We start from the raw sequence: 17,396 nt of genomic DNA, 5'->3' as shown, positions 1-17,396 counted from the left end.
CTACTGGAAACGGGCCACGGACAGCAGGGCGAACCCCACAACCGCCAGGGGTACGGCGAGCAGCAGCGTGACCAGGCGACGCCGCCACGAGTCCACGATCAGCACCGTGATGAGCACGCCGAGCACCACGTCGAGGAGGGCCGGCCAGAGCGACTCGCCGTCGTTGCGCCGCGCGAGCACCACTGCCTCGGCGACCATGACGGCGCCGGGCATGGCCGACGCGGCGAGCTGCCACCGTCCCGGGTGTCGCGCGGCGATCCCGGCCCCGCCGAAGACCACCCCGGCGACCACGGCGAAACCCATCCACATGATCGCTACGGTGTTGTAGAGGTTCGAGAAGTCGTCGTTCTGGATCACCGCCGCCGCGAGGTAGTAGCTCGGCACGGCCACGACCAGCATGACGACCGCCGCGGCGATACCCCGTACCCAGTCCCACCGGCCCCAGTACGTGAACAGGAAGCCGGCCACCGCCCACACGGCGAGCGAGTTGCCCAGGTTCCCGAGCGGGAACGGCACGTACTTGATCCACACGAAGTCGAACGCCCCGAGCAGCAGCCCGCCGACGGGTGCCGCCACGGCGGCGTACCGGTTGATCATCACCTTCGGGAGCTTAGGCACTCACCCGGTCCGGCAGATCGGGCTCCGGGCCGGATTCACCGGCGGCCGGGTCGGCCGAAAGGCCGACCGAAGCTGTCGATTCCCGGCGTGCTCCTGCGTCGTACCGGTATGTCTGATCAGATCCGGCTCAGTGCCGTCACCCTCGACTGTCCCGACCCCCGCGCTCTGGCCGAGTTCTATGCGGCCGTCATCGGCGGCACGGTGACGTGCCTGGACACGCAGTGGGCCACGGAGCAGGGCCCGAACGGCCGCATCGACTTTCAGCGCGTCCCCGGCTACACCCCGCCGGCCTGGCCCGACCCGGCCTCGTCGATCAAGATGCACCTCGACTTCCTCGTCACCGACCGCGCCGCGACCGAGGCCCGGGTGCTGGCCGCCGGCGCGACGAAGTACGACTTCCAACCCAACAGCGGCCAGTGCTTCGTCTACGCCGACCCGGCCGGCCACCCCTTCTGCCTGACCACCTGGGACGGGGTGCTGCCCTGACGCCTCAGCGCTGCGGGATGCGGCCCTGGGAGACGGCGTTCTCCAGGTCGGCGGCGAAGGCGTCCGGGTCCCGGGTGCGGATGTAGGTCGACACCGCGTCGTAGAAGCCCTCCTGGAACGCCGGGCTCATGGACTCGCCGTGGGTGACCGACAGCAGCACCGGCGCGCTCCAGAACGTCTTCGACGCGTCACGCTGGTACGGCGGCAGCGCCGACACGTCCACCGTGCGCAGCACCGGGATCGACCCCTTGGCCCGGCTGAACGCGACCTGGACCTCCGGCTTGCTGATCTCGGTCAGGAAGGCGAGGGCGTTGCGGGCGTTCTCCGCCCGGGTCGCGGCCACGAAGACGTCGACGACGGCCAGGTAACTGTCGTCCGTACCGGGGAAGGCCACGCCGTTGAACTGGGTGCCTTCCCGGGCGCCGTCGGCGAGGAGCTCGCCGTAGGCGGAGTCGTTCATGGATTCGAACGCGCAGCCGGCCGTGGCCAGCTTCTTGGTGGCCGCGTCCCAGGTCAGGCCGCTGGCCTCCGGGTCGGCGTAGGTGAGCAGGCCGCCGAAGGTGCGCAGCGCCGAGGCCACCCGCGCGCTGCGCCAGTCCAGCTGGTCGGCCGCCATGTCCCGCCAGCCCTGCACCCCGATCGTGCTGAGCAGCACGTTCTCGAACAGCTCGACCGTGGTGAACGGGTCCTTGCCGCCCAGGCACAGCGGCGTGGCCCCGGCCGCCTTCACCTTCTTGAGGTCGTCCAGGAACGTCGCGAGCGAGTAGCCGGCCGCCGGCGGGGTGACGCCGGCCCGGGTGAGCACCGCGGGGTTGAACCACAGGACGTTGCTGCGGTGGGCGCCGGTGGGCACGCCGTACGGTTTGCCGTTGCGGCGTACCGACTGCAGGATCGCCGGTTGCATGCTCGCGTCCAGGCCGCCGGCGGCGTAGACGGACGAGACGTCGCGGACCGCGCCCCGTTCGGCGTAGCCCTGCACCGATTTGCCGGCGAAGGTCTGCCACACGTCCGGCGGGTCGCCGCTGTGCAGCCGCTTGGCCAGCGCGACGATCGCCTGGGAGCCGGCGCCACCGGCCACCGCCGCGTTGACGGTCTCGACGCCGGGATCGCTCCGGCGGTACGCGGTCAGGACCGTGCCGAGAGCGGCGGCCTCCGATCCGGAAGTCCACCAGGACACGACCTCGAGCTTGGTCGTCCGGGTCGTGGCACTGGTCGGTTCGTCGGTGCCGCAGCCGCTCGCCGCGAGCACCGTCAGCGCGGCCACGGCCGCCAGGACCCGCCGGGCGTTCATGCCGTCCTCCCCGCGCTCGGCCGGGTCCGCAGGTCATAGAGCGCGTAGAGCCCGACCACGGCGAAACAGAGGGCCGGAACGATGAACGAGAAGGCCGCGCTCGTGCTGTCCACCAGCGTGCCCTGCACCACCGGCATGATGGCCCCGCCCACGATCGCCATCACCAGCCCGGCGGCGCCGAACTTGGTGGCCGGCCCGAGACCCTTGAGCGCGACACCGTAGATCGTCGGGAACATCAGCGACAGGGAGAACGACAGACCCACCACCGCGAAGACGCCCGCCAGGTTGGGGCTCACCATCGCGAAGACGCACAGCACGACGGCCAGCGCGGCGAGCACCGCCAGCACCTTGGTCGCCCGGATCCGGCCGATCACCCACGTCATCAGGAACCGCGAGGCGAGGAAGACCAGCAGGCTCAGCTGCAGATAGAAGCCGCCCTTCTCCAGGCTCCCGCCGAGGGCCTGCTGGACGTACTGGATCAGGTAGGTCCACGCGCAGACCTGGGCCGCCACGTTGAAGAACTGCGCCACGACGCCGTAGCGGTACTGCTTGTTGCGCCACAACACCCCGAACAGGCTGCCGACCCCGCCCTCGTGCGGACCGGCGTCGGGGAACTCCTCGACGATCGGCGGCGCCTTCTGGCTGGCGATCGCCACGGCGATGAGCACCAGGACAAAGGCCAGGCCGAGGTACGGCGCCATCACCGCCCCCAGCTCACCCGCCCTGATCGTGTGCACCTCGGCCGGGGTCAAAGTCGCGATGTCCACCGGGTCGGCGAGCTTGGGCAGGATGAGCGTCGAGGCGAGCAGCACACCGATGTTGGTGCCCACCGGGTTGAACGCCTGGGCCAGGTTGAGCCGCCGCGTCGCCGTCTGCTCGGGACCGAGCGAGAGCACGTACGGGTTGGCCGAGGTCTCCAGGATCGAGCAGCCGGCGGCCATCGCGAACAGGGCCACCAGGAAGGCCTCGTACGTCATGATCTTGCTGGCCGGGTAGAACGAGAACGCGCCGATCGCGGCCAGGCCCAGCCCGGTCAGGATGCCGGTCTTGTAGCCGAAGCGCTGGTTGATGAAGGCCGCGGGCAGGGCGAGCAGGAAGTACGCCCCGAAGTAGGCGAGCTGCACGAGCGAGGCCTGGAAGGTGCTCATCTCGAAGATGCGCTTGAACCCGGCCACCATCGGCGTGGTCAGGTCCTGCGCGACGCCCCAGGCGGTGAAGCAGCCGATGAGGGCGATGAACAGCACCAGCATGCCGCGCCCGAGCAGCGGCTGACCGCGAGCGGCCTCGGTGTCGTCGACGATCGGAGCCGGGGCGATACTCGGCATCCGCAGACCTCCGCCCCGGACGGCACCACCCGCATGATTGCGAAGCGTCACCAATCCATTACGGCGACGCTACCCCTTTCGTTCATCGATGGGAACAACTGGGTGTAGCGTGCGAGTCCTGAAGGGGTGCGTGGTCATGGAGTTCGACGTCACGATCGAGATCCCCAGGGGAACTCGCAACAAGTACGTGTTCGATCACCGCACCGGCCGGCTCCGGCTGGACCGGACGCTGTTCACCGCCACCCAGTATCCGGCCGACTACGGCTTCATCGACGGCACGTGGACCGAGCAGAAGGATGCCCTCGACGCCTTGGTGCTGGTTCGCGAGCCCACCTTTCCCGGCTGCCTCATCCGGTGCCGGCCGATCGGCATGTTCCGGATGAGTGACGAGCACGGGCCGACGCCGAAGGTTCTCTGCGTGCCGACCGCCGACGTCCGCCTGGCGGAGCTGCGCGAGATCACCGATCTCGACCCGTTCCTGCAGCTGGAGATCCAGCACTTCTTCGAGATATACAAGGCGATCGAGCCGGGCAAGAGCGTCGACGTGGGCGGCGAGCGGTGGGCCGGCCGGGCCGACGCGGAGGCCGAGGTCGTCGCCGCCTTCGGCGGTCAGGAGCCGACGTAGGCGAGGGCGAAGCCGATCGTCGGGACGCCGAAGAGCACCGAGATCAGCGCCAGCTTGGTGATGGTCGGGCGGCGGGTGAGGATCGCGTACGCGGCCAGCAGCACCGGCGCCATCACCAGTTGCGCCGTCAGGGTGGACCGCGGCACCAGCACGTCGAGCCATGCGCACAGGATCGAGATCGCCAGGGCGCCGGCCCACAGGGCGATCCCGAGGCGGTGGGCGAAGCGCGCGCCGAAGCGGACCGCGAACGTGGTGTCCCCGGCGCCCGCGTCGGCGGCCAGGTCCGTCACCGTCGTCGGCAGATACAGCGCCGCGGCGAAGAGCACGCCGATCAGCCCGAACTGCCACGGGAACTCCCACGGCGTACGGGTGATCGCCCAGCCCGCCGCCGGCGAGACCAGCCCGACGACCAGGGCGTTGACCGCGACGTCCCAGCCGGGCCGCGTCTTGAGCCGCAGCGGCGGCACGCTGTACGCCCAGCCGAGGGCCAGCACCCCGGCGACGCCGAGCACGAACAGCGGCCCCACGAACAGGGCGCTGAGGATCGCGGCACCGGCGATACCGTAGTACCACCGTCGCAGCCGGGCGGCCGACACTGCTCCGGTGACCAGGGGTGCGGTCGCCTTGCGCGGGTTGGCGCGGTCGCTGCGCAGGTCGTGCAGATCGTTCTGGGCCAGCACCGCACCCCAGACGAGCGGGCCGAGCACGAGCAGAGCCACCAGGGCCCGGGCCGCGTCGGCGCGGGCCGGCAGCCAGGCGTGGCCGGCCAGCACGGTGCCCAGGTAGGCGGGAACCCAGGAAACCGGCCAGAACCAGGGCCGGGAGACCAGGACGAGCAGCGCGGCGGGGCGGTCCAGCACCGTAGTCATACCCGGCATGGTCCATCGTCGTGTCTGTGGGCGCGCTGAGAACCGGCCGCGCGTTAATCGGCTGCGGGCGACCGTGGCCCGCACCTAGGCTCCGATCGACAGCAGTCAGTCCGCACGGGGGATGGTCGGCGATGACGAGCCAACTGCACGCGATCTGCTTCCTGGCCGAGCAACCGCGGCGCTTCGCGCGGTTCTGGGCCGAGTTCCTGGGCCGCGAGCTCGTCGACGACGCCCGCGACGGGGTCGCTCTGCTGCCGGACGCGGACAACGCGTACCGGATCCGGTTCATCGCGCACGACGAGCCCAAGCGCGGCCAGAACCGGGCCCACTTCGACCTGACCAGCGCCTCCGAGCAGGACCAGCAGCAGAAGGTGGCCCGGGCGCTGGCGCTCGGCGCCCGGCACACCGACGTCGGCCAGCTGCCCGAGGAGGGGCACGTGGTGCTGGCCGACCCCGAGGGCAACGAGTTCTGCGTCATCGAGGCCGGCAACAACTTCCTGGCCGGCTGCGGCTTGATCGGTGCGCTGGCCGGCGACGGCACGCAGGCCGTCGGCTACTTCTGGAGCGCCGCGCTGGACTGGCCGCTGGTCTGGGATCAGGACGAGGAGACCGCGATCCAGTCACCCGGCGGCGGCACGAAGATCACCTGGGGTGGCCCGCCGCTGATGCCCCGGACCGGCAAGGACCGGCTGCGGCTCGATCTCGCCGTCGGTGTCCACAGTGCCGGGCCGGCCGAGATCGACCGGCTGATCTCGCTCGGCGCGAAGCGCGTCGAGACCGCCCCGGGCGACGACGGCCGGGTGCTGATGACCGATCCCGACGGCAACGAGTTCACCGTGCGCGCCTGAGCCGGTCGCGTCCGAGCCGGCCGGGTCAGAGCGTCAGCACGATCTTGCCGCGGGCGTGGCCGGTCTCGCTCAGCTCGTGGGCGGCGACGGCGTCCTCGAGCGGGAACGCGGCCGCGAGCGGCACGGTGAACCGGCCCTGCTCGGCCAGCGTGGCCGCCGCGGCCAGCCCGTGCAGTGCCTGCGGATCCGCGCCGGGACCGCCCGAGCGGGACAGATGGACCCCGTACGCCGCCGCGTTCAGGCCCGCCACCGTCACCACCCGGTCCGGGCTCCCGGCCAGGTCGATCAGGTCGGGTAACGAGCCGGAGCCGGCGCAGTCGAGCACGGCGTCCACCGCGCCGACGCGGTCGCGCAGGCCCGGCCCGTACGTGGTCGGTGCCGCCCCGAGACCGGCGATGAAGTCGTGGTTGCGGGCGCTCGCCGTGCCGATGACCGTCGCGCCGCGGGCCACCGCGAGCTGCACGGCGACCGAGCCGACGCCGCCGGCCGCCCCTTCGATCAGCAAGGTCGTGCCGGGGCCGGCGCCCAGCCGGTCCAGGACCCGGGTGGCGGTCTCGACGTTCGCGGCCGCGCCACCGGCCTGCTCCCAGCTCAGCGCGTCCGGCTTGGCCGCCCACCCGGTCAGGACGGCGTAGCCGGCGTTCCCGCCGCCGAGCCGGGCCACGTCGACGACGCCGAAGACCGCGTCACCCGGCCGGACCCCGGTGACTCCCGCGCCGACCTCGTCGACCACTCCGGCGGCGTCGGCGCCCAGCACGTGCGGGAAGGTCAGGGGCAGCCAGTCGCGGAACCGGCCGGACCGCAGGTACCAGTCGGCTGGGGTCACCCCGGACGCCCGTACGGCGATCCGGACGTGGCCCGGCCCGGCGTGCGGCTCCGGTGCCTCGGCGATGCGCAGGACGCCGGCCGGGCCGTACTCGCTGAACTGCAGAGCTCTCATGGCCCGGACGCTAGCGGAGCACCCCGTCCACTTAGCTAAAGTGAGACGTATGCCGGAACGGTTGCCTCACACCTTGCGCTCCGACGCCCGGGACAACCGCGAGCGGATCCTCTCGGTCGCCCGCCGCACCTTCGCCGGCGCGGGCCTGGACGTGTCGATGCGCGAGATCGCCCGTCGCGCCGAGGTCGGCCCGGCCACCCTCTATCGGCGGTTCCCGACCAAGGAGGCGCTGATCACCGAGGCCTTCACCGAGCAGATGAACGCCTGCACGGCGGCCGTGGACGAAGGTCTGGCCGACCCGGACCCGTGGCGCGGCTTCTGCCACCTGATCGAGACGGTGTGTGCCCTGCACGCCCGGGACCGGGGTTTCACCGCGGCGTTCATGTCGTCGTTCCCGCACGCGATCGACTTCACCGCGACCCGCGAGCGGGCGCTGCGCTCGGTCACCGAGCTGGCCCGCCGGGCCAAGGCGGCCGGCAGACTCCGGCCGGACTTCGTCGTCGACGACCTGGTGCTGATTCTCATGGCCAACAGCGGCATCCGGGCCTCGTCACCGGCCGCCGCGGCCGCCGCGTCCCGCCGCCTCGCCGCCCTGCTGATCCAGGGCTTCTCCGCCGAGCCGGGCCCGCGGCCCCTGCCCCCGGCGGTCCGCCTGCCGCTCATGCCCGTGTCGTGATCCGGTGACGGCATCGGCCCGGACCGCGCTCGCTGTCCCGGGAGCGCTGCCGGCGGCCGCCTGGTCGCTGCTGGGCCGCTTCGGGTTCGCGATGAACAACCTGAGCCTGCTGCTCTACGTCGCGGCCCGGACGGATTCCTACGCTGTCGCGGGGACGATCTCGGCGGCCGGCCTGATCGGTACGGCGGCGGGCATCATCGGGCAGAGCCGGCTGCTCGACCGGTACGGGACCACCCGCATCCTGCTGGCCTGCACGGTCCCGTACGCGCTGCTGAGCGCCACCGTGCTCGTCGCGGTCGAGGCGGGCCTGTCCACCCCGCCGCTGGCCGGGCTGGTCGCCGTGCAGTGCGCGGTGCTGCCGACCGTGCAGGTCGCCTCCCGCGCGATGTGGAGCCGCCTCGTCCCGGCCGGTCCGGTCCGCGACGCCGCCTACAGCTACGAGGCGATCAGCTTCGAGATGTGCTGGCTGCTCGGTCCCGCGGTGGCCGCCGTGCTCGCCACCTGGCTGTGGCCCGGATCGGCGCTGCTGATCTCCGTCACGCTGAGCACGGTTCCGGCGGTGGGCTTCGCCCTGACAGCGGCGGCCCGGTCACATCGCGGGGCGACCGCGCCCGAGCCGTCGGCGGCGACAGTCCGGTCCGCCGAGGGCGTGCGCGCGGCGGGTCTGGCCGTCCTGCTCGTCGCCACGTGCGCCTTCGGCCTGACCATCGGCTTCGTCGTGGTCGGGGTCACGGCCGGCACCCGGGCCAACGGCGTGCCGCAGCTGGCCGGGGTGCTGCTGGGCCTGTGGTCGATCACGTCCGTGCTGAGCGGGGTGGTCTACCAGCGTTCGCCCTGGCCGCGGGCGCTCCCGGTCCGCCTGCCGGTGCTGATGGCCGCCTTCGGGCTGGTCCTGGTGCTGCCGGCCGTCATCGGCGGCACCGCGGCGCTCACGGCCGGCGTCGTCCTGGCCGGCGCGACCCTCGTGCCGCAGGTCACCGCGCACAACAGCCTGCTCGACGGGCTCGTGCCGCCGCGGCGGTTGTCCGAGGCCTTCGGCTGGATCACCACGGCCGTCTTCGCGGCCAACGCGGGCGGGCAGGCCCTGGGCGGGTTCGTGATCGAGCGGTACGGCTACCCGGCGGGCTTCCGTACCGCGGCGGCATGCGGGGCCGGCCTGGCCGCGGTGGTGTGGGCCGGCCGCCGACGGCTGCTGCCCGACGCGGTCAGCGAGTCCCGGCGTAGCGGTGGGCGAGGGCGGTGACGGTCGTGGCCATGGCCCGGCGCAGCTCCGCCGGCCCGATCACTTCCACCTCGGTGCCGAGGCGCAGCAGCTCCTGACAGGTGTGCCGGACGTTCTCGGTCGGGATCGTCGCCGTCACCCAGCCGTCCGCGTCCGGCTCGCCCGCGGACCCGGCGACCGCCCGTACCACCGCCGGATCGAGCAGGTCGGGCAGCCGGGCCAGGCCGTCCGCGGACAGCCGGATCGTCGCGGTGCCGGTGAACCGCCGGGCCTCGAACTCGGCGAGGTAGCCCGCCCAGTGTGCCGCCAGGTCGAAGCCGGCCGGCCGCTCGAAACGCTCGGTGGTGACGGTGACCTCCCGCACCTGGCTGACCCGGTAGGTGGCGGCCCGGGCGGCGTCCCCGGTGGCCGCCACGAGATACCAGGTGCCGGACTTGAGGACCAGCCCGTACGGCCGCAGCCGCCGCTGGACCTCCTGCGGCGCCCGCCACCGCCGGTAGCTCACGTCGACGGCGAGCTGCGCCACGACCGCGTCCATGAGCAGCGTCAGGAACGGCTGGGCCGGCGCCTCGTGATACCAGCCGGGGGCGTCCAGGTGGAACACCGCGGCCGTACGGGCGGCCTGGTCCCGCAGCTCGGCCGGCAACGCGGCGAGCAGCTTGAGCCGGGCCGCCGCCACCTCCTCGGCCAGCCCCAGGTCGGCCGCCGGGGCCGGCAACCCGGCCAGGAACAGCGCCCGCGCCTCGCCGCCGCTGAGCCCGGTCAGCCGGGTCCGGTAGCCCTCGACCAGCCGGTACCCGCCGTGCTGGCCGGTCTCGGCGTACAGCGGCACCCCGGCCGCCTGCAGCCGGGCCAGGTCGCGGTACGCCGTCCGTACGGAGATGTCCAGCTCGGCGGCGAGCTGCCCGGCGGACAGCCGCCCGCGGGTCTGCAGCAGCAACAACATCGACAGCAAGCGACCGGCGGGCATGGGCTGATCATGCCGCTGAACCCTGACAGGTACTGACACAACCCGGCTCTACGGTTCCGGCATGACACACGACGGCACCACCGACTTCGACTTCCTGATGGGCCGCTGGACGGTTCACCACCACAAGCTGGCCGACGTCACCGATCGGGACTGCACCGACTGGGTCGACTTCGACGGCCTGGGGGAGGCCCGGCCGGTCCTGGCCGGCACCGGCAACGTCGACACCGTCACGGCGACGCTGCCCGACGGACGCTCGTTCGAGGGCCTGACGCTGCGCCTGTACGACCCCGGGGCCGGCCTGTGGCGCATCTGGTGGTCGTCGACGACCAACCCGGGCCGGCTGGACCCGCCGGTCGAGGGCCGCTTCCGGGACGGCCGGGGCGTCTTCCTCGGCGAGGACGAGATCGGCGGCAAGCCGGCGCTGGTCCGCTTCCTGTGGTCGGCGATGACGCCCACGTCGGCGCGCTGGGAGCAGGAGTTCTCCTTCGACGGCGGCCGCACCTGGGACCCGGTCAACTGGATCATGACCTTCACCCGCCGTACCGGCTGAGTTCTCCTCAAGGAGCGGCGACACCGGCCGATGGTGCCCTCACCTGTGACGTTCCCGCCACGAGGCCCCCGTTCCCCCGGAGCAGTCCATGTCGCATCGGTCCCGGTACCCCGGCACCAAGGCTGCCGCCACGGCGGCCGCCGCCCTGACCGTTCTGTCCTCGGCTCTCGGCGCGCTGCCCGCCGCCGCGGCGGAAGCGTCCACCGCGGGCACGTCCTCGATCATCGTCGGGGTGCGGTCCGGGGCGAGCACGACCGCGGTGGTGGGCCAGCTCGACGCCCGGCCGGGTATCGAGGTGCTGGAGTCCGACCCGATCGGCCGGCTGGCCGCGGCCGACGTCACGGTCCCGGCCGCCGACGTGAGCGCCGCGCTCCAGCAGCTGCGCAGCAACCCGAGCGTGGCCTTCGCCGAACTGAACCACCGGGTCCGGATGACCGACGTCACCCCCAACGACCCGGCCTTCGCCGACCAGTGGGGGGCCACCCGGACCGCGCAGCCGGCGGCCTGGTCGCGTTCCACCGGCAGCGGGATCACCGTCGCCGTGGTCGACTCCGGGGTCAGCCCGATCTCCGAGCTGGCGGGCCGGCTGCTGCCCGGCTACGACTTCGTCGACGACGACAGCGACGCCACCGACGTCAAAGGCCACGGCACCCAGGCCGCGAGCGTCATCGCGGCCAGGGGCAACAACGCCACCGGCATCGCCGGGGTGTGCTGGGAGTGCAAGATCCTGCCCGTCCGGGTTCTGGACGCCAGCGGCTCCGGCTACACCGACGACGTCGCCGCCGGCATCACCTATGCCGCCGATCAGGGCGCGCAGGTCATCAACCTGTCCCTGGGCGGGCCCGATTACAGCCAGCTGACCGAGAACGCCGTCAACTACGCGGTCGCCAAGGGCGCCGTCGTCATCGCCTCGGCCGGCAACTCCGCGGTCAGCGCCCGCAGCTACCCGGCCGGGCACCCCAACGCCATCGCCGTGGCCGGCTCGACCAGCGCCGACGGCCGGTACAGCTGGTCCAACTACGGCACCGCCGCCGACCCCTGGGTGGACGTCGCGGCTCCCGGCAGCAACATCGCCCAGGGCATGAACGGCGGCCTGTACTGGTTCGACGGCACCAGCTCGGCCGGTCCGGTCGTCGCCGGTATCGCCGCGCTCGCCCGGGCCGCGGCCCCGGCCGCCTCGGTGGCGCAGATCCGCGCGGCGATCGAGAACGGCGCCGACCCGGTGGGCGGCTGGGTCGCCAAGGGCCGGGTCAACGCCGGCGCCACCCTGGCCGCGCTGGCCGGCACGCCCGCCACCCCGGCCCCGGTCCCGACCCCGCCGGCCACCCCGGCCGGTCCGGTCATCACCGGCATCGGTCTCACCGCCGGGCAACTCGTCCGCGGCACCGTGACGTTCACGCCGTCGATCACCTCGGCCACCGCCCTGGCGAAGGTGCAGCTGCGCACCCGGACCGGCACCAAGGAGGTCAGCAATGACCTCCCGGTGAGCGGCACCCGGCAGGTCTCCTGGAAGACGACCGGCTTCACCGGCCCGGCCACCCTGACGCTGTCGGTCACCGACACCGCGGGCCGCACCGCGACCGCGCAGGTCGAGTCCATCGTGGACAACACCGCACCGGCCGCCACGGTCACCAGCCCGGCCGCCGGCGCCAAGGTCACCAGGACCGTCCCGGTGACCATCAGCACTGCCGCCACGGATGTGGTGAAGGCCGAGCTGCTGGTCAAGAACGCGGTCGTGGCCACCGCCACCGCGGCCCCCTGGACGCTGACCTGGGACAGCGCCGACGCCAACGCCGGCGTGAGCCTCACCGTGCGGGTCACGGACGCCGCCGGCAACGTCACCACGGTCACCCGCGCCGTCGTCGCCGACAACGCCGGACCGGCGCTGAGCTGGCGGTCCCCGGCGGCCGACGCCGTCGTCGGCGGGACGCTGAAGGTCGAGGCGGGCGCCACCGACGCCTCCGGCGTGGCGCAGGTCGAACTGCTGCGCGGCGACACGGTGCTGGCCACCGACACCACCGCGCCGTACTCCTTCGCCTGGAACACCGCGGGCGCGACCGGCCGGACCGCCCTGGTCCTGCGGGCCACCGACAAGCTGGGCTACGTCTCGACCGCCGCGCGCACGGTCGTCGTCGACAACAAGGCGCCGGTCGTGACCTCGGTCAGCCCGGCCGCCGCCGCCTCGGTCGCCGGCCCGCTGACGACCAGCCTGACCGCCACCGACGAGCAGGGCGTGGCCGCGATCGACCTGCTGGTCAACGGCAAGCGGGCGACCGGCGTGCGGAGCCGCACGACGCTAATTTTCTCCTTCCCGGCCGGCCGGCTCACCGGCACCCCGACGCTGACCTGGACGGTCACCGACAAGGCGGGCAACGTCACCACGGTCACCCGCACGGTGAGCATCGCCGGCCAGAAGTAGGCGGCCCGGGCATTCTGGCAGGATCGACGGGTGGAAGACCGCCGGACCGCCGCCGTGCTGCTGGTGTTCGGGCGCGGTGTCATCGGCGCCGGTGAGCACTACACGCTCACGCCGGCCAGCGCCGCCCGCGTCCAGGCCGCCGCGGACTACGCGGTCGCGCACCCCGGGGTCTCCCGCATCGTCTTCACCGGCGGCTGGGCGGAGGCCACCGAGGGGGCCGGGCAACCCCCGGCGGGCTGGCGGGAGGGCGACCTGATGCTGCGTGAGGCCCGGGCGGCGGGCCTCGACCGGTACGCGGACCTGCGCGCCGAGACCCGTTCCCGCAGCACCCTGGAGAACCTGGTGCACACCGTCGCGGACGGCCTGCTCGACGGGTACGCGTTCGACGCCGTACACCCGCTCGGTCTGGTCTCGCACCGCGAGCACCTGCCGCGGATCCGCATGCTCGCCGCCAAGGTCCTCGCCCTGCCCGCGCGGGCCCTGCTGGACGTGCCCGCCAGCGGGGGAGATTCGCCGCTGCCGTGGCGGTCCGAACGGGCCGCCCGGGTCATCGCCGCCCTCGGCTTCCTCGGCACCCGCGACCCGGCCGCCCTGCTGCGCCGCGAACGCCGGATGGTCGCCTCCCTGCGCCGCGCCGAGCGACTGTTACGAAATCCACCGAAGGAATTGCGCCGGACCCGCGACGGGAGGGGCCCGGCTGGGTAAGGAGGGGGTGCCACCGGGCCACGGACGGGCCGGCGACACCATCGAGGAGAACCACGTGCACGACGAGAACCGGTCCATGGTCGTTCTCCTGCCGGTCTACCAGCCGAGCCACCACCTGCCCACCCTCATGGCCGAGCTGCACCGGGCCGCCCCGGGGTGTCACTTCGTCATCGTGGACGACGGCAGCAGCCCGGCCGCCGCCGAAGTGCTGCGCCAGGCCGGGAACCTCGGCGGCACGGTCCTGCACCACCCCCGCAATCAGGGCAAGGGCCTCGCCCTCAAGACCGGTTTCCGGTACGCGGCGGAGCGGCATCCCGGCCTCGACGTCGTCTGCGCGGACGCCGACGGCCAGCACAGCGTCACGGACATCGTGCGGGTCGCGGACCGCGTCGCGGCGACCGGTCACACCGTGCTGGGGGTCCGCCGCTTCGCCGAGAACGTCCCGTTGCGCAGCAAGGTCGGCAACACGGTCACGCAGGTCCTGTTCCGGGCCGCGACCGGCCGTGGCGTGCAGGACACCCAGACCGGGCTGCGGGCGTACCCGTCGGCTCTACTCGACTGGCTGGGCACGGTCCCCGGCGAGCGCTTCGAGTACGAGATGAACGTCCTGCTCGAGGCGGCCCGGGCGGGGCACCGGATCGAGGAGGTCGTGATCACCACGACCTACCTCGACGACAACGCGTCCTCGCACTTCAGCGCGCTGAGCGACTCGGCCCGCATCTACTGGCCGCTGCTGCGCTACGCGGCGGCCTCCCTGCTGACGCCGGCCCGGGCGACCCGCTGACCGCCCCGGACCGGCATCACGTCAGCACCAGGTCAGGGTCGAGTTCGACCGGGTGACGTTGCTGATGGTGTTGTTCGTGCCGGTGCACGGGCTCCACCGGATGGTGGTGTTGCTGACGGTGAGGTTCTGGAAACGGATGTCCGACGACGGCGGGAAGTCGGTGCGTGAGGAGATCCGTACCTCGCCGCCGCCGCTGATCGTCCCGGACGCGCCGGCCAGCACCACGTTGTAGCAGTTCTCGATCAGCACCGAGTTGTTGCCGGTGTCGGCGATGTCGAGCCGGTCGATGACCGCGCCGCCGCTCTCCGAGACGCAGAAGACGCCCCGGCCGCCGCCGCGCGCCTTGACGGTCCCGACGCGGATGTTGGTCGGGTAGCTGCTGCCGATGCGGCCGTTGCGGTTGGCCATCCGGAACGCGGCGTAGCCGGTGCCGGCGCCGGCGTTCTCCGCGTCGACGGTGCCGACAGTGGCGTTGACCGTCTGGTTGAGCAGCAGCCCGGACTCGCCGACGTTGCGGGCGGTGACGGTGCCGATGGTGATGCCGTCGACCCCGTAGGTCTCCACGGCGTGCGAACTGGCCCCGGAGACGTAGGCGCTGTCGATCCGGATGTTGCGCGACGGCACGCTCTTGTCACCGTAGTTGTCGATGCGGACGCCGAGGCCGCTGGACAGTCGCATGTCGATCTGCCCGAGGATCAGGTTGTTCACGCTGCGCATGAAGATGCCGTACAGCGGGGCGCCGGTGAGGTTGAGGTGGGCCACCTCGACGTCGCGGGTGCCGCGGGAGTAGATCGGGGCCTGGTCGCCGGAGCCCGTACCGGTCACGTTGATCGTGCCGCACACGTCCAGCAGGGTGTAGCTGGGCAGCGAGATGCGGGAGTTGGCGCTGATCGAGCCGGAGCCGCGGACCAGCACGTTCTGCTTGGCCGTCCGGCTGGGCAGGCTGCTGATCGCGGCCTGCACCGCCGCGCGCATGTCGGTGCCGGTGTAGACGGTGCTGCTGCCGCGGCGCGCGGTCCAGGTGCTGCCGCTCAGCGTCGCCTCGGCCTGGTACGACAGGGCGCCGCAGGTGGCGGCCGAGGCCTGGGAGAGGCCGACGGCGACGCCGGCACCGGAGAGCACCAGCGTGGTGGCGGCCAGCAGGCCGGTCCGCCGGCGCCGGCGCGACGGGGTCTTCGGGCTTGGGGAGGTCATGACTGCTCCAAAATCTCGGCTGACGAGCTGACCGCCGTGCGCCCTCACGGCTGTGTCCCGATGCCTTGCGGTAAGCGCTTTCCATACATGGGCATCGATGTGAAGGAGATGTTAACGGTCACTCCTGCGGTGTCAAGGCCGGCCGGGCCGTGACCGGCAGCACCCAGCGGCGTTGAACCGTCGCGGAGCGGTGTTCCGCAGGGCCGGCGGGGGTACGGGGTTGAGCGGGGAACAGCTTGTCGAGCCCGTGGTCTACGGTCTTCACGTGCCTGAACAGCCAGTCTCAGAGTCGGCCGACGCCGCGCCGGAACTCGGCGTTCCCGTCGAGGCCGAGGCCGACTCCGGCAAGTTCACGGTCCGGCTGACCAACTTCACCGGACCGTTCGACCTGCTGCTGCAGCTCATCGGCAAGCACAAACTCGACGTCACCGAGATCGCGCTGCACCAGGTCACCGACGACTTCATCGCCTACATCCGGGCCATGGGCGACGACTGGGACCTGGGCGAGACCAGCGAGTTCCTGCTGGTCGCGGCCACGCTGCTGGACCTGAAGGCGGCCCGGCTGCTGCCCTCGGCCGAGGTGGAGGACGAGGACGACCTGGCCCTGCTGGAAGCCGGCGACCTGCTCTTCGCCCGCCTCCTGCAGTACAAGGCCTACAAGGAAGCCGCGGCCGTCATCGCTGACCTGGAGGGCGTCGGCGCCAAACGCTGGCCCCGCGCGGTCTCCCTGGAGCCCCGGTACGCGGAGGCCCTGCCCGACCTGGTCCTCGGCATCGGCCCGGAACGCCTGCTGAAGCTGGCCCTGAAGCAGTTCCTGCCCAAACCGGGGCCGCCCGAGGTGTCGATCGCGCACATCCACCAGGTCCGGGTCAGCGTCCGCGAGCACGCGACCCTGATCCGCGACCGCCTGCGCCGCGCGGGCAGCGCGACGTTCAGCCTGCTGATCGCCGACTGTGAGAACACGCTCGAGGTGGTGGCCCGCTTCCTGGCGCTGCTCGAGCTGTACCGCGAGGGGCTGATCGACTTCGAGCAGCCGGTGTCGCTGGAGGAGATGACGGTCCGCTGGATCGGCGGCGACCAGGTCGAGGGTGACCTGGACATCGACGACTACGAGGGCACCCCGCCGGAGCCGGACACCGCGGCGATGGAGCTGGACGAGGACGACGCCCACGCCGTGCCGGGGGCGATGGCCGCGGTGGAGCAGGAGGAGGACGAGGACGCCGACGACGCTGATCTCGACGACTTCGACATCCCGGTGATCAGCGAATACCCCGGCTCCGCCCCGGATTCCGCCGACGCGGATGCCGACTCCGACGCGGATGCCGGCTCGCCCGGAGCGGGTATTCCTGGGGCCGACCGCACCGCAGACCGTGTTTCGACCGACGAGGAACTGTCATGAGCGACGAGCGTCCCGAGTCCCTTGCCGCGCAGGCCGCATCCTGGGTGCCGCCCTGGGAGCGGGCGCAGCGGCCGCCCGACCGGGACTTCGAGGCGAAGGTCCGGGCCGGGGAGAGCGACGACGAGGAACTCACCGAGTCGAATCTCACGGATGACGACGACGACTTCGATCCCGCCTTCGAGGGGGCGAACCCGGCACCCGGTGACGGGGTGCCGCCCGAGTTGCCGCCGTTCCCGGAGGAGGTCGGTGGGCCGCCGACCGTGGACGCTCCCCGGGAGATCCCCGGCGACGAGGAGCCGGAGCCGACCGATGTCGGTGGCGGGCCGGAGCTGCCGCTGCCCGGCGCGATCGAGGAGGCCGCCGAGAACGAGATCGGCAACGCCCCGCTGGTCGACGCGCCGCTCGACGGTGACGACGCCGGGGATGTCTTCGACGTGGCCGCCGATGACGATGTCGAGGACGACGCCGAGGTCGA

General features: G+C 72.5%; 17 protein-coding genes. 10 read left to right on the top strand and 7 right to left on the bottom strand.

Going from position 1 to position 17,396, the window contains the following annotated elements; translation table 11 throughout:
• Positions 1-597 (bottom strand): DUF6518 family protein, encoded by a 597-nt coding sequence (locus tag ACWEOZ_RS10105; protein ID WP_451910413.1) that lies wholly within the window; start codon positions 595-597, stop codon positions 1-3.
• Positions 598-726: 129 nt separating this feature from the next.
• Here ACWEOZ_RS10105 and ACWEOZ_RS10100 point away from each other — a divergent pair, with 129 nt between their 5' ends.
• Positions 727-1,104 carry a VOC family protein gene (locus ACWEOZ_RS10100; RefSeq protein WP_451910377.1) on the top strand — a complete coding sequence of 126 codons (378 nt, stop codon included), beginning with the start codon at positions 727-729 and terminating at the stop codon, positions 1,102-1,104.
• 4 nt (positions 1,105-1,108) lie between these two features.
• On the opposite strand, the gene ACWEOZ_RS10095 is transcribed toward ACWEOZ_RS10100, so the two are convergent.
• Positions 1,109-2,395 (bottom strand): ABC transporter substrate-binding protein, encoded by a 1,287-nt coding sequence (locus ACWEOZ_RS10095; protein WP_451910376.1) that lies wholly within the window; start codon positions 2,393-2,395, stop codon positions 1,109-1,111.
• Positions 2,392-3,720: an L-fucose:H+ symporter permease gene (fucP, locus tag ACWEOZ_RS10090; protein ID WP_451910375.1), complete on the bottom strand. Its 1,329-nt coding sequence runs from the start codon at positions 3,718-3,720 to the stop codon at positions 2,392-2,394. Before fucP ends, ACWEOZ_RS10095 begins: the two co-directional genes overlap by 4 nt.
• A gap of 136 nt (positions 3,721-3,856) precedes the next feature.
• Here fucP and ACWEOZ_RS10085 point away from each other — a divergent pair, with 136 nt between their 5' ends.
• Positions 3,857-4,345 carry an inorganic diphosphatase gene (locus tag ACWEOZ_RS10085; RefSeq protein ID WP_451910374.1) on the top strand — a complete coding sequence of 163 codons (489 nt, stop codon included), beginning with the start codon at positions 3,857-3,859 and terminating at the stop codon, positions 4,343-4,345.
• On the opposite strand, the gene ACWEOZ_RS10080 is transcribed toward ACWEOZ_RS10085, so the two are convergent.
• Entirely contained in the window at positions 4,330-5,214 is an 885-nt protein-coding gene (locus tag ACWEOZ_RS10080) for a UbiA prenyltransferase family protein (RefSeq protein ID WP_451910373.1), read from the bottom strand. The two genes, ACWEOZ_RS10085 and ACWEOZ_RS10080, sit on opposite strands and share 16 nt — an antisense overlap.
• A gap of 131 nt (positions 5,215-5,345) precedes the next feature.
• On the opposite strand from ACWEOZ_RS10080, the gene ACWEOZ_RS10075 reads away from it, so the two are divergent.
• Entirely contained in the window at positions 5,346-6,062 is a 717-nt protein-coding gene (locus ACWEOZ_RS10075; protein WP_451910372.1) for a VOC family protein, read from the top strand.
• A gap of 25 nt (positions 6,063-6,087) precedes the next feature.
• Here the strand turns inward: ACWEOZ_RS10075 and ACWEOZ_RS10070 are convergent, their stop codons facing one another.
• Entirely contained in the window at positions 6,088-7,002 is a 915-nt protein-coding gene (locus tag ACWEOZ_RS10070; protein ID WP_451910371.1) for an NADP-dependent oxidoreductase, read from the bottom strand.
• A 73-nt stretch (positions 7,003-7,075) separates the two neighbouring features.
• Between ACWEOZ_RS10070 and ACWEOZ_RS10065 the strand changes: the two genes are divergently transcribed.
• Positions 7,076-7,678, top strand: coding sequence for a TetR/AcrR family transcriptional regulator (locus tag ACWEOZ_RS10065; protein ID WP_451910370.1), 603 nt, complete (start codon positions 7,076-7,078; stop codon positions 7,676-7,678).
• 4 nt (positions 7,679-7,682) lie between these two features.
• The gene (locus ACWEOZ_RS10060) at positions 7,683-8,921 is read left to right on the top strand and encodes an MFS transporter (protein WP_451910369.1); all 1,239 of its coding nucleotides are present in this window, start codon (positions 7,683-7,685) and stop codon (positions 8,919-8,921) included.
• Here ACWEOZ_RS10060 and ACWEOZ_RS10055 read toward each other — a convergent pair.
• The gene (locus ACWEOZ_RS10055) at positions 8,884-9,870 is read right to left on the bottom strand and encodes a helix-turn-helix transcriptional regulator (RefSeq protein ID WP_451910368.1); all 987 of its coding nucleotides are present in this window, start codon (positions 9,868-9,870) and stop codon (positions 8,884-8,886) included. The two genes, ACWEOZ_RS10060 and ACWEOZ_RS10055, sit on opposite strands and share 38 nt — an antisense overlap.
• Positions 9,871-9,931: 61 nt before the next feature.
• Here ACWEOZ_RS10055 and ACWEOZ_RS10050 point away from each other — a divergent pair, with 61 nt between their 5' ends.
• The 4 genes from ACWEOZ_RS10050 to ACWEOZ_RS10035 all read left to right on the top strand — a co-directional run bounded on the left by ACWEOZ_RS10050 (position 9,932) and on the right by ACWEOZ_RS10035 (position 14,328).
• Positions 9,932-10,420, top strand: a complete 489-nt coding sequence (locus ACWEOZ_RS10050; protein ID WP_451910367.1) for a hypothetical protein — start codon at positions 9,932-9,934, stop codon at positions 10,418-10,420.
• 88 nt (positions 10,421-10,508) lie between these two features.
• On the top strand, positions 10,509-12,839 hold the full coding sequence (locus tag ACWEOZ_RS10045) for a S8 family serine peptidase (protein ID WP_451910366.1): 2,331 nt from the start codon (positions 10,509-10,511) through the stop codon (positions 12,837-12,839).
• 30 nt (positions 12,840-12,869) lie between these two features.
• Positions 12,870-13,544, top strand: coding sequence for an ElyC/SanA/YdcF family protein (locus ACWEOZ_RS10040; protein WP_451910365.1), 675 nt, complete (start codon positions 12,870-12,872; stop codon positions 13,542-13,544).
• Between the two features lie 7 nt (positions 13,545-13,551).
• A complete protein-coding gene (locus ACWEOZ_RS10035; RefSeq protein WP_451910364.1) occupies positions 13,552-14,328 on the top strand; it encodes a glycosyltransferase family 2 protein in 777 nt (258 codons plus the stop codon).
• A 21-nt stretch (positions 14,329-14,349) separates the two neighbouring features.
• Here ACWEOZ_RS10035 and ACWEOZ_RS10030 read toward each other — a convergent pair whose 3' ends face one another.
• On the bottom strand, positions 14,350-15,522 hold the full coding sequence (locus ACWEOZ_RS10030) for a hypothetical protein (protein ID WP_451910363.1): 1,173 nt from the start codon (positions 15,520-15,522) through the stop codon (positions 14,350-14,352).
• A gap of 265 nt (positions 15,523-15,787) precedes the next feature.
• Here ACWEOZ_RS10030 and ACWEOZ_RS10025 point away from each other — a divergent pair, with 265 nt between their 5' ends.
• Positions 15,788-16,921, top strand: a complete 1,134-nt coding sequence (locus ACWEOZ_RS10025; RefSeq protein ID WP_451910362.1) for a segregation and condensation protein A — start codon at positions 15,788-15,790, stop codon at positions 16,919-16,921.
• Positions 16,922-17,396 lie beyond the last annotated feature (475 nt).

It is taken from the genome of Actinoplanes sp. NPDC004185 (genome assembly GCF_053603475.1).
Note: the sequence above shows the minus strand (reverse complement) of the source record. Positions and strands in the feature narration are given on the sequence as shown.

Coding starts and splice junctions, on each gene's coding strand:
- ACWEOZ_RS10030 (WP_451910363.1), bottom strand. CDS start 15,522: ATGACCTCCCCAAGCCCGAAGACCCCGTCGCGCCGGCGCCGGCGGACC.
- ACWEOZ_RS10080 (WP_451910373.1), bottom strand. CDS start 5,214: ATGACTACGGTGCTGGACCGCCCCGCCGCGCTGCTCGTCCTGGTCTCC.
- ACWEOZ_RS10055 (WP_451910368.1), bottom strand. CDS start 9,870: ATGCCCGCCGGTCGCTTGCTGTCGATGTTGTTGCTGCTGCAGACCCGC.
- ACWEOZ_RS10100 (WP_451910377.1), top strand. CDS start 727: ATGTCTGATCAGATCCGGCTCAGTGCCGTCACCCTCGACTGTCCCGAC.
- ACWEOZ_RS10075 (WP_451910372.1), top strand. CDS start 5,346: ATGACGAGCCAACTGCACGCGATCTGCTTCCTGGCCGAGCAACCGCGG.
- ACWEOZ_RS10045 (WP_451910366.1), top strand. CDS start 10,509: ATGTCGCATCGGTCCCGGTACCCCGGCACCAAGGCTGCCGCCACGGCG.
- ACWEOZ_RS10095 (WP_451910376.1), bottom strand. CDS start 2,395: ATGAACGCCCGGCGGGTCCTGGCGGCCGTGGCCGCGCTGACGGTGCTC.
- ACWEOZ_RS10050 (WP_451910367.1), top strand. CDS start 9,932: ATGACACACGACGGCACCACCGACTTCGACTTCCTGATGGGCCGCTGG.
- fucP (WP_451910375.1), bottom strand. CDS start 3,720: ATGCCGAGTATCGCCCCGGCTCCGATCGTCGACGACACCGAGGCCGCT.
- ACWEOZ_RS10085 (WP_451910374.1), top strand. CDS start 3,857: ATGGAGTTCGACGTCACGATCGAGATCCCCAGGGGAACTCGCAACAAG.
- ACWEOZ_RS10105 (WP_451910413.1), bottom strand. CDS start 597: ATGATCAACCGGTACGCCGCCGTGGCGGCACCCGTCGGCGGGCTGCTG.
- ACWEOZ_RS10070 (WP_451910371.1), bottom strand. CDS start 7,002: ATGAGAGCTCTGCAGTTCAGCGAGTACGGCCCGGCCGGCGTCCTGCGC.